Annotated in this window: 12 protein-coding genes; 6 read left to right on the top strand and 6 right to left on the bottom strand. The window is 25.8% G+C overall.

The features are described 5' to 3' along the window. The coding region (locus tag VLM92_RS02545; RefSeq protein ID WP_325274786.1) for an FUSC family protein at positions 1–1,658 on the top strand (1,658 nt) is incomplete at its 5' end. 267 nt (positions 1,659–1,925) lie between these two features. On the opposite strand, the gene VLM92_RS02540 is transcribed toward VLM92_RS02545, so the two are convergent. Then, a complete protein-coding gene (locus VLM92_RS02540) occupies positions 1,926–2,090 on the bottom strand; it encodes a hypothetical protein (RefSeq protein WP_325274785.1) in 165 nt (54 codons plus the stop codon). Positions 2,091–2,137: 47 nt separating this feature from the next. Beyond that, positions 2,138–3,172, bottom strand: coding sequence for a YeiH family protein (locus VLM92_RS02535; RefSeq protein WP_325274784.1), 1,035 nt, complete (start codon positions 3,170–3,172; stop codon positions 2,138–2,140). Between the two features lie 147 nt (positions 3,173–3,319). Here VLM92_RS02535 and VLM92_RS02530 point away from each other — a divergent pair, with 147 nt between their 5' ends. Further along, on the top strand, positions 3,320–4,222 hold the full coding sequence (locus tag VLM92_RS02530; RefSeq protein ID WP_325274783.1) for a LysR family transcriptional regulator: 903 nt from the start codon (positions 3,320–3,322) through the stop codon (positions 4,220–4,222). 127 nt (positions 4,223–4,349) lie between these two features. Here VLM92_RS02530 and VLM92_RS02525 read toward each other — a convergent pair whose 3' ends face one another. Then, positions 4,350–4,964 carry a TetR/AcrR family transcriptional regulator gene (locus VLM92_RS02525; RefSeq protein ID WP_325274782.1) on the bottom strand — a complete coding sequence of 205 codons (615 nt, stop codon included), beginning with the start codon at positions 4,962–4,964 and terminating at the stop codon, positions 4,350–4,352. A 168-nt stretch (positions 4,965–5,132) separates the two neighbouring features. Here VLM92_RS02525 and VLM92_RS02520 point away from each other — a divergent pair, with 168 nt between their 5' ends. Continuing rightward, entirely contained in the window at positions 5,133–6,185 is a 1,053-nt protein-coding gene (locus tag VLM92_RS02520) for an FUSC family protein (protein ID WP_325274781.1), read from the top strand. A gap of 131 nt (positions 6,186–6,316) precedes the next feature. On the opposite strand, the gene VLM92_RS02515 is transcribed toward VLM92_RS02520, so the two are convergent. After that, complete coding sequence (locus VLM92_RS02515; protein ID WP_325274780.1) at positions 6,317–6,979, bottom strand: SDR family NAD(P)-dependent oxidoreductase; 663 nt, start codon at positions 6,977–6,979, stop codon at positions 6,317–6,319. Between the two features lie 36 nt (positions 6,980–7,015). After that, positions 7,016–7,708, bottom strand: coding sequence for a cyclic nucleotide-binding domain-containing protein (locus VLM92_RS02510; protein WP_325274779.1), 693 nt, complete (start codon positions 7,706–7,708; stop codon positions 7,016–7,018). A 129-nt stretch (positions 7,709–7,837) separates the two neighbouring features. Here VLM92_RS02510 and VLM92_RS02505 point away from each other — a divergent pair, with 129 nt between their 5' ends. Next, positions 7,838–8,260, top strand: coding sequence for a DMT family transporter (locus VLM92_RS02505; protein WP_325274778.1), 423 nt, complete (start codon positions 7,838–7,840; stop codon positions 8,258–8,260). Positions 8,261–8,274: 14 nt separating this feature from the next. After that, positions 8,275–8,721, top strand: a complete 447-nt coding sequence (locus VLM92_RS02500) for a DMT family transporter (RefSeq protein WP_325274777.1) — start codon at positions 8,275–8,277, stop codon at positions 8,719–8,721. 160 nt (positions 8,722–8,881) lie between these two features. On the opposite strand, the gene VLM92_RS02495 is transcribed toward VLM92_RS02500, so the two are convergent. Beyond that, positions 8,882–9,361, bottom strand: a complete 480-nt coding sequence (locus tag VLM92_RS02495; RefSeq protein WP_325274776.1) for a GNAT family N-acetyltransferase — start codon at positions 9,359–9,361, stop codon at positions 8,882–8,884. A 507-nt stretch (positions 9,362–9,868) separates the two neighbouring features. Here VLM92_RS02495 and VLM92_RS02490 point away from each other — a divergent pair. Beyond that, a complete protein-coding gene (locus tag VLM92_RS02490; RefSeq protein WP_325274775.1) occupies positions 9,869–10,615 on the top strand; it encodes a YitT family protein in 747 nt (248 codons plus the stop codon). The last annotated feature ends 288 nt before the right edge of the window (positions 10,616–10,903 follow it).

Genomic DNA, 10,903 nt, shown 5'->3' with positions numbered 1-10,903 from the left:
TCATAAGTTTTATTATTTATTATTTATTTAGTTATGATGCTAAACCATCAAAAAGTATTGGATTTATGATATCATATTTAATGTTTATATATTCTCCAGTTTCATTGAATGATATGCCTCTAAGATTAGTTGCTCTTGCATTCTCAGGAATAGTAATAATGCTATTATATTGTATTTTATCTAATTATAACTTTAATGCTGTTGTAAATAAAGAAATTATAAATGTTATAGATTTAATAAAAGAAGAAATAGATTTGATTTTAGCTGATGAAAAAATAAATGATAAAAATAAATCTATAAATATTATATTAAAAAATATAAAAATCAAAATATATGAAAGAATGGAAAATTCTAAAAGTGACTTAGATAGTATTTATATAAAAGATATAATAATAGTTTTATTTGAAAAAATTAATACAAATCTTTCTATTATAAAGAGTAAAGAAAACAATATAATTCTACTAGAAAACATAAAAAAAATACTTGAAGATATAAAATTATATATATTAAATGAAAATAGTTTAGAAAATTTAAAAGGTAACTTAAAAAAGTATTATCATAACCTAGAAACTGATAAAATATCAGATGATATAGACAAGTATAATTACTATAATTTAAAAGCTTCAATAGAAGAAGTTTATAAATCTATAGAAGATATGGATAATATTAAATCTATTTATATAAATGAAAAGATTAAATTGTTAAAATTAATTAAAGAAAATATGTATGGGCTTAAAAATAATTTTAAAATGAATTCATTAAGATTTAATTTAGCAATAAAAGCATCCATATTAATTTCTTTATGTGTTTTTATAGTAAATTATTTTCATATCTATCAAGGACAATGGGCTATATATGCAATAGTAGTGGTTTTATTCCCAAATTCTGAATTTAACAAACAAAGAGCTAAGGATAGAATAATAGGTACTATTATAGGGGCTATTTTATTTAATATAATAAACTTATTCTTAAATGACAATATAATTTTGATGATATTTTTACTACTTATATCTGCGTACAGTTCAACATTTATAGTACGATATGATATAAGATGTATATTTATAACATTTAACGCTATATTAGGTCTTCAAATAATGTATCCAACAAATACTTCAGTTTTTATGTTGACTGAATATAGAGTACTGTTTAGTTTAATAGGTATAATTATTACAGCAATAATAATGGATGTTTTCTTTCCTTATAAGTTAAAAGATGATATTAAAAATACTATATTAGAATATATAGATTTAAATAAAAGTATTTTAAATGAATTAGAAAAAGATAACATAGATAAAAATAAGTTAGAGGTTATGCTACTTGCCGAGAATTATTATTGGAGAAGAATAAATTATAATAATAAAGCATTAAAGTGCAGTGATATTGAAATTCTATTAAGTGAACAAAGTAATTTTATTACTGATATAAGCTTTTTATTCAAAACAAGTAATTATCTAGATACTAATGCTGATTTTGTAAAATCAATAGCAAAGAATTTTAAAACAAATATTAATGTTAATGATTTTGATGAAAAAGCAAAAGAAATTTTTAATTCATTAAGTAGTGATACTGAGAAATTAATAGTAATAAATATGTATAAAATCTACTTATCTGTTAAAAACATAAATTTATCAGGAGAGAAAGCTATTGCTAATTTGTAAAGATGCTTTTTAATACTAATATTGTTTTTTTCTGCAATTCCTAATATCATTGCTCCTATAATAATTACACTTACAACACTTAGTAGCTACTAATAATCCTGATGAAATTACTAAACTTGTATATGAATATATTTATTTTTATAATAATGAGCATATACAAATTAAAAATGGAGAATATGAAAAATTCAATGAATTTATAAATGATGATATTAGTAAATTCTTAATTTAAATTAATTAAGCTGCACTTATGTTAAGTGCAGCCTTCGTCTATTTTACTAGTATGTTATACATTTTAGAATCCTCTAAAACTTCTAATCCATAGTCTATATCTGATTCTAGTACAATTATATCATCTATTTTTATAATCACTTCGTCATTTTCCTGATATACAATTTTAATACTTCCTTCAATCATTATAAATAAAGTTTCCATTTCATAGTATTCTTTTTATCAAAAAAATATACTTACTTAATCATAACCTATAAAAGAACCATTATTAGTACAATGGCCGATACAATTTGAATTGTAGCAACCCCTAATGCATAAATTGAAGCTTTAACTCCTTGTTTGATAAGTTCCCTAAAATTCACTCTCATTCCTATACCTGCAAGAGCAACTATTTCAAAATTGTTAGTTATAAGTTTAAATATTTTAGAAATCTGTGGTGAAACTACACCAATTGTAAATAAAAAACACATAATAAAAAACCCTATTACATACCAAGGTACTCTTATTTTTGAATTGGTTCTTTCACAATTTGATTGTGAAGAATTTCTCTTCATTGTTCCAAAGCTTAGTACAACAAAAACTAAGAAAATTATACGAACGATTTTAAATATAGTTGATAAATCTTTTACCTGCTCATTTACTAAACTACCGCTAGCAACAACCTGACCTATAGATTGAAGTATACCTCCTATAAATGCAGAGGGTTTTATTATTTCCATTGGAAATAACATTTTAGCAAGAATCGGAAGCAAAAGCATAAGAACCGTACCAGTAACATTTACTATTGTTATAACCATTCCTTTTTCACTGTCGTCTGCACCTATAACGGGAGCAGTAGCAGCTATGGCAGAAGAACCACATACCGCATTACCACTTGCCATTAAAAGACTAAAATTTAATGAAAAGCCAAGTTTTTTTCCTATTAGTATTGCAACTGTAATTGTTGTAAGCATTTGTAATACTATGAAGACAACTCCAGAAACACCTAATTTCAGTATAGTTTGAGCACTTAGTGTCCCTCCAAGTAAAACTATAGAGTAAGATAATAAATTACTTTCAGCGAACTTAGATCCTTTAGCATATATTTTTTCATTTCCAAAGGTATTTCCAACAGCCATACCCATAAATATTGCTATAGATGCACCACCTATGGTAGGTATATAATTTCCTATGAACTTTCCTATTCCAGCAATAATTATACATATAATAAGACCTGGTAAAATTTCAGTAACTTTATTTAGTTTTTTTGATATATCTCCATGAATTCCAAATTCATTTAATAACATTTGCATCACCCTTCCAAAGTATAATTTTCATACAATATGATTTTTTTACATGTTTGAGTATAATAAATATATAATCATAAGTAAAATATATATATATAATTATAATCATTAAAATATTTAATAATTATATAGGAAGGATGAAAATTTATGATAAACGAGCTTAAAACATTTATAGCAGTTGTAGAATATAAAAACTTTACTAAAGCTGCGGAAGCTATTAATTTATCTCAACCTAGTGTAAGTTTACATATAAAGCATCTTGAAGAGTATTTTAATATAATACTTATACAGCGTTCAGTTAAACAAAAAACGATATCTATAACTCAAGCAGGGAATTTACTTTATGAACGTTCAAAACAAATTATTAAGTTATTAGAAGATACAAAGTCTGAATTGATGGCTTATACCAATACTGTGCAAGGTAAATTACATATCGGAGCTAGTTTTACAATAGGAGAATATTTTTTACCCGCTTTTTTAGGGCAATTTGCTAAGAAATATCCAGATTTGGAATTAGAAGTTACAATTGAAAATACTCATAATATTTGTAAAAAAGTTAAAAATTTTGAAGTTGATTTAGCATTAATTGAAGGTTCAGTGCCATCTTCAGATTTTATAAAAGAACCTTTCTATAAAGATAAAATGGCATTAGCTGTTCCTTATAATCACTATCTAGTAAATAGGGAATTTTCCATTGAAGAATTGCAAAATCAAACATGGATTAGTAGAGAGGAAGGTTCTGGAACAAGAGATTATTTAAATCTTTTCTTATCATCTAATAATATTAATCCTAAAAATATTATTGTATTTGGAAGCAATTATTCTGTAAAAGAAGCAGTTAAAAATAACCTAGGTATTACATTTATATCTTCTTTTGTTACCAAAAATTCATTAACACATAAAGAAATTTCTATTTTGAATACTAATCAAGAATATACTCGCCATTTTTCATACATTTTGCAAGAGGGAAATATTCCATCAAAGGGAACGTTAGTATTTATAGATATGTTAAAAAGCTATGCAAAAACCATGGATACTTATAATTCATAATATTATGAATTATTAATATGCTAATTATAGTCAATATAGATGTAATGATGACCAAAATAAAAATTAATTCTACACAACTTTCATAAAAAATGGGTATAAAAAAAGAGCCTAAGCTTAATCTAGGCTCTTAATTTGATAATTGATCTAACTCAATATATTTATATATTAAATTAGTTAAATTATCTATATATTCATTTTTTAACTCTAAGTCATTTATATTGTCTATCTCTATAATGTTACTAGAGATAGTACGCCATATTATCATAGCTCCAATATGTATTTTTGACTCTGTTTCATGACCCCAAATTCGAAATAACATATCCTTAATTGTATTTAAATAATCTTTTTTAGCTTCATTTGCAAAATCTTCTATAGCTTCATTTTCTTTAGTTAAAATATGAAATTCTTCAAGAATACTCTTATATGTAATTATTTCAAGTCTATTTTCAATATAACTTCTTATAACATGTTTTTTACTATCTTCTTCAATTATTCTATTCTTGAAATCTAAAACCATTTTTATCTCTTTTTTAATTATAGACTTTCCAACTTCTATATAAATATCACTCTTATCTTTAAAATATTTATAAAATAGCCCTGTTGAAATTCCAGCTTCACCAGTTATATCTTTTATATTTGTATTATGATATCCTTTATCATTAAATACTTTTTTAGCAGATTCTATTAGTTTCAACTTTTTCTCTATTGCTCTTTTTTGAATAGGTTCTTTTATATCACTCATATCTTTTCACTCCTTTATACTAATTTTAATATACTTTTCGTTTTTAGTATAGTTTATAAAACTTGAATCATGATTCATTTTTGTTGACTACATATAAATTAATATGTATAATATTTTTATAACTTGAATCTTCATTCAAGTTTTATTTTATGCCTAGGAGTGATTAATATGAAATTTATTAATAATACATTAAACTTGCAATTTAATAAGCTTAATTTAAACTTTGGATTTAGATATACTTTTATATTTATATTATCATTTGCTCTTAATTGGTCTCTATTTAGATTGCAAAATATTGCATTATTGGGTGGTATAATATCTCTATTTTACTTTATAACACCTAATAAAAGTATAAAATTTAGACCTTTACCTAAAATTACTTATTTATATTTAAATATTATTTTAATTACTTTTTTAGGTTCTCTAGCAAATACTAACTTATTATTATCTTTAATATTGAACCTATTAGTTCCATTTGTTATAGTATGTATATTTTCTAATGAAACTAATACTAATAGATATATGTTTTATTATTCTTTATTTATTTATATGCAATTTTTGAGTATAAATTTAGTTATGTTTAATTTCTACTTATTATCTACTTTTATAGGATTAATTATAGGATATGTATTTGAAGAAGTTATTTGGTCTAAAAATTATAAAAGTATAGATTCAGATATTATAGGATTTAAAGAATACTTTGCTACGAGTTTAAAATCTAATTATATAAAATTAAGAGATGGCTTAAATTTGGACCTTCTTACATCAAGGTTCGCTGTTAGGTTATCCATCGCTACTGCTTTTTCATTTATCTTTTGGAAATACTTAAATTTACCAAAGTGGTACTGGATACCTATATCTACTTGTTTTACTTTAGTTCCTACATGTAGTGAAATTAATTCCAGGGCTTTAAGGAGAATTCAAGGAACTATTATAGGGGCCATAATCTTTTTAATTTGTTCTTTTTTAATAAAAGATACGTTTACTTTTGTAATACTGGGAATACTTAGTACTATATTAATGCTTGCTTATCTTCCCCATAATCGACAAGCTGAATCATTTGTATTCTCCACATATATGGCACTATCTTTTTCTATAATATCATTATCATCTATAACCGCTACAGCGTATAGAGTTATATACGTTTTGATAGGTGCTTTTGTAGCTATAGTATTTAACAAACTGGTACTTCCAAATAAACAAAAAATTTATGCGGATTAATAATTTTATATCTAAAAATACAATATAGCCTATATTCTATCATATAAAATATCTATAGTTTAATAAAACAGGGAGTATTCGTTAATAATTAAAGTCATTTTAAGAAACTCCCTGTTAATGTTATATTAAATTTATTTACCAATTATAATTTCAACTCTACCGTCATCTTTCATTCTAATTTCTTTAGCTACTTCAGCTGCAGATTTCAATCTATTTTTATCTTTTATATGTGTTGACTTATCCCAAAATGGTGTATCCATGCCTCCCATATATACTGCAGTTATTTTCAAACTTTTATCTATTAATTCTTTTTGAAGACTCTCTGTAAATCCTCTAACTGCAAATTTACTAGCAGCGTATGTAGCTTCATAAGCCTTCCCTCTCAAACCAGCTGTTGATATTATATTCAATATTCTTTCATTTATATAAGGTAATAATGTCTGTGTAATCATAATTGTTCCCTTAACATTTATATCTATCATCATATTCATTTCTTGCATAGTAAGCTTTTCTATAGGTCCAAAAAAACCAACCCCTGCATTATTTATTAAATAATCTATACTATTATGATTTTTACAAATTATTTTTTCCAATTCTTTAACTGAATCAATATTACTTATATCACAAACTATACATTCAACACTTGCACCCTTTTTAGTAATTATATTTGCTACTTTTTCTAGTTTTTCTCTTGTACGTCCAACTAATATAATATGATTTTTTTCTTCTGCATAAGATATAGCAAGTTCTGCTCCTAGACCACTTCCTGCTCCTGTTATTAAGATTTTTTTCATTATAATTCCTCCCTATAAAATTTTGACTTTATAAATTTATTCATATAAGTCACCCGCAAGCTCTTCTAGTATCATTATATCTATAATTTCATAAATGTCCTTATTCTTTTTAATTGCTCCTCTATCACATAATTTATTTAATGTCCTAAGCAAATGTCTATAGCTTGTACCAAGTAATTCTGACATTTCTGTTAAATTACAGTCATTCGTCAAACCACTTATTTCGCTATGATCAGAAGATGCTGTAGCCAATAAATAGCTAGCCAATCTATTTTCTAGTGGATATAAAAGATTAATGGAGCTATACTTTGAAATTTTTGTAAGCTTTTCACCTAAGCTACTACTTATATATCTTAAAAACTTTGAATCATCAAGTACATACTGTCTAATTTTTTCAAATGGAATAGCTACACAATAAGCATTTTCTATAACCTGAATATTAGAATCTGCTGTATCAAATTTTATAAATTCCACATCTCCAATTACTTTAAGAGGCTTGTTAAAGCAAAGTAAAAGAGATTTTCCATTACTTAATAATGTATAAACTTTTGCTTTTCCATGAACTAAGAAAAAAAGATAACTTATTGTCTCTCCTGATTTACAAATATGTTCATGTTTATTAAACATTACAAGTTCCATATATGGTTTCATATCAATACTAAAAATTTCGTCTAGATTGTATTTCGATATATAATAGTTTAACTTTTCATTATCATTAACTTTTATCACACAATTGTCCTCCAAAAATTTTTAATATAAATTTTTCTTATTATATTATACGTTAATATGACAAATGTCATAATAGCCCTATTTATATATATGTTATCATAAAATCAAATAAATCAAAGGGGGGATACAATGTACAGTTTATATACAGGATTAATAGGTGTATTAATCTCAATAATGGTTGCATTTAATGGGGTTTTAGCAAATTATATAGGGAATAATTATTCAAGTATAATAATTCATATAGTAGGACTTTTAGGTATTAGCTTTATCCTAATGCTTAACAAAAATAAAATAAGTATACCTAAAAATATTCCACTATATATGTACAGTGCAGGAGCAATCGGTGTTCTTACTGTTCTTTTTAGCAACATTTCCTTTAATGCTCTAGGTGCATCTGTAACATTATCACTAGGATTACTGGGTCAATCTGTTTCTTCTATAATGATAGATAACTATGGACTGTTTGGAATGAAAGTGAATAAATTTAATAAGAAAAAAATAATTGGATTTACTTTAATATCTTTAGGAATTGTTATAATGACTTTTTATTAAGAGGAGGTAAATGTATGTTATATATAATAATTGCAATTTGTGCAGGGGTTTCAATTACAGTAGCAAGATTAATCAATTCAAACTTAGCAGATAGAATAGGAATTTTCCAAGGAACCTTTTATAATTATGCTATTGGATTAATTGTATCTCTTGTATTTTTAGTTTTTAATAGAGAACCATCGCTTCTATCAACAGGCACTTTATTAAATGTACCTGTTTGGGCATACTTAGGAGGATTATTAGGAGTTATAGTTGTAGCAGCGTCTAACTTTGTTACACCAAAGATCTCCGCTTTTTATTTAACTATTCTTATATTTGTTGGTCAAATCTTTGCAGGAATTATAATAGATTACTACTCTTCAGATATAATATCAAAAGGTACAATTATTGGAGGATTATTAGTTTTTGTAGGTCTAACATATAATATGTTTATTGACAAAATCAAATCATCTAAAGCATAAAAATAACCTATAAATAGATAAAGTGTGTATATCCTTAGTTTACACACTTTATATTCCATATCTAGTTAAGTAGAAATTTAATTTTATTCTTTTAATTAATTTTTCAATTTCAAGCCAATACTAATATTTTGTTTTTAATTGTACACATTTTTATATTTCGTTATAGCTTATACTCTAATTGATAATCTCTTATATCGTTTTTGTACAATCTTTGATTAATTTCTTGAGCTTCTTTACATCCCATTGCAAAATAAAATGCTATAGTTTCTTCTGCTGAACCTGCACATATATATATCTTATTTGCGCCTTTATTTTTTGCTTCTTGACAGCAAAGTTCAAACAGCCTTTTCCCTATCCCCTTATTCCTATATTCTAACGAAATAAACATTTGGTCTAGCAACACATAACTATCTATCGTTCCAAATATTTTAGCATCTATTACAGCAAACCCAATTAAAGCACCTTCCTTAAAACACCCATATGCTTTACCACCATTTTTTATAGAAGCTTCTAGACGTTTAATGTGCCAATTTGTTCCATTAGGCAACTCCTCTTCCTGACAGTTAATATCAACTAATTGACGTATACCCTCTACATCCCGCCATGCTCTTTTAATAAACTGTGAAGCATTTATCTCCATTATTCGTTGACTCTCATCTAAACTAATTTCTCTATACTCTATATTAAGCCCCCCTAATTCATATACTGTAATTTTATCCTCATTTTTAGTATGCCAATAAAGTACTTCTATATCAACCTTATTATTACTTCCTAAACAAGTATTAGCTATTGGTTATTACTATTCACAAATTAGCTCTTGTATACTTTCTGATAATAATACATATCTAATTATTTACTACTATCACTTAGTTTTAATGTGTAGCACTTACTTGTGGTACGGTTCACCGTTTCTATTCTATCGGAGATTTTTTAACACAAACTTAATCTAAACTACCTATAAGATTTAAACTATATTTCTTATACTAGAGATGTATTAAATTATGAGGAAGGTGATATTTTGAAAAAAATTGATTTTAAGAAACTTATATTAGATTGTTTATTTTTGGTCATAGGTTCTGTGCTAATTGCATTTGCAATTACATCTATCTTAAAACCAAATGAATTAATAACTTGAGGAATAACTGGGGTGTCTATTATACTGGAAAAACTAATTCATATTAATTACACCTATATCTATTATGTACTATCTATTTTAGTCTTATTAGGTGCATGGCTGTCCATGGGTAAACGAGAAGGTATAAAAATAATTATCTTATCCATATTATTCCCCTTCGTATTAATTGTTTTCGAAAGATTTAATTTCTGCTTTATAAAAAATGATATGATGCTAGCTTCAGTTTACTATGGACTTATTTGTGGAATTGGCTCTGGTCTTGTACTAAAGAGAGGCTTTTCAATGGGCGGTACTGATACTTTGGCAAAGGTTCTTCATCGCAAGGTTTTTACTTTTGTAAGTATGAGCGAAATTCTACTTTGCATTGATGGAGCAATAATCGTATCCTCAGCTATAGTTTATAATTTAAATACTGCACTTTACGCTATTATATCTCAGATTATAGCTGTAATAGTTATAAACACTGTGGTTTTTGGATTTGGTTCAAAGAAAGTAAAACTTGAAATAATAAGCAATCATAACCAGGATATAACTGAATATATAATCCACAGTATTAAAAGAGGGGTTACCAGTTACGAAGTAAAAGGTGGTTATGAGAACTTAGTTCGGTTAAAAATACTAACAATCTGTTCTCCAAGAGAGTCTATGTTAATCAAGAGATATATATCACAAATTGATCCAGATGCCTTTGTAGATGTTTTACCCGTAATATCAGTATGGGGCAAGGGCGTAGGATTTGATAGTTTAGTAGAGGAGTAAAAGATTATGAAGGAATACAAAAAACAAGACCGATTGAAATTAACAAATCAGCCTTGTTTTTTTATATACAATTAGGGGAGCTCTTATTTAATAAATATAGTACACACTCATAGAACAGGTAATGCCAATTAATATTCCGATGAAAACGTCAGTTGATATATCAACATCCTAAGCAAAAACCTTCGTTGCTTATGGTACGGTTCATCATTAATTATGCTAAATTATTATAAATAAAAAGACCCTACTGTTTCCAGTACGGTCATGGATATATAAACAAACTAATTATTT

The sequence above is a fragment of the Romboutsia sp. genome (assembly GCF_035470145.1).
GTDB lineage: Bacteria > Bacillota > Clostridia > Peptostreptococcales > Peptostreptococcaceae > Romboutsia_D.
The sequence above is the reverse complement of the archived record's forward strand: the minus strand, read 5'-3'. Positions and strand labels throughout refer to the sequence as shown.